This window comes from Gluconobacter sp. GP1, assembly GCF_032913585.1.
GTDB lineage: Bacteria > Pseudomonadota > Alphaproteobacteria > Acetobacterales > Acetobacteraceae > Gluconobacter > Gluconobacter cerinus.
The window spans coordinates 1-352 of the sequence record NZ_JASGXC010000066.1; the positions used below are offsets into that span (position 1 = coordinate 1).

At 53.7% G+C, this 352-nt stretch carries 1 protein-coding gene; it reads left to right on the top strand.

All coding sequences use genetic code 11. The features are described from left to right. Positions 1-333 (top strand): SDR family oxidoreductase (locus R5H23_RS16950; RefSeq protein WP_317216140.1); only part of this gene is annotated, 333 nt, incomplete at its 5' end. Between the last annotated feature and the right edge of the window lie 19 nt (positions 334-352).

Consider the following 352-nt stretch of genomic DNA (forward strand, 5'->3'; position numbering starts at 1 on the left):
ATCAGCTCCGTTGTATCTCGTATTACGCCACCAAATTCTGCGGTCTATACGGGAACAAAGGGAGCCGTTGACGCCATTACAGGTTCTCTCGCGCGTGAGCTGGGGCCGAGAAATATTCGGGTCAACGCTATCAATCCTGGCCTGATTGAAACAGAAGGCACCAAAACTGCTAATGTTGTGGGTTCCGAAATGGAACAGCTCATTATTTCACAAACACCACTGGGACGTAGCGGCCAGGTTCAGGACATTGCTCCACTTGCCGTGTTCCTCGCCTCTGATGATGCGCGCTGGCTGACAGGCGAAACACTCATTGCCTCCGGTGGGCTGCGCTGACGTTTGACGTTAACCCGGC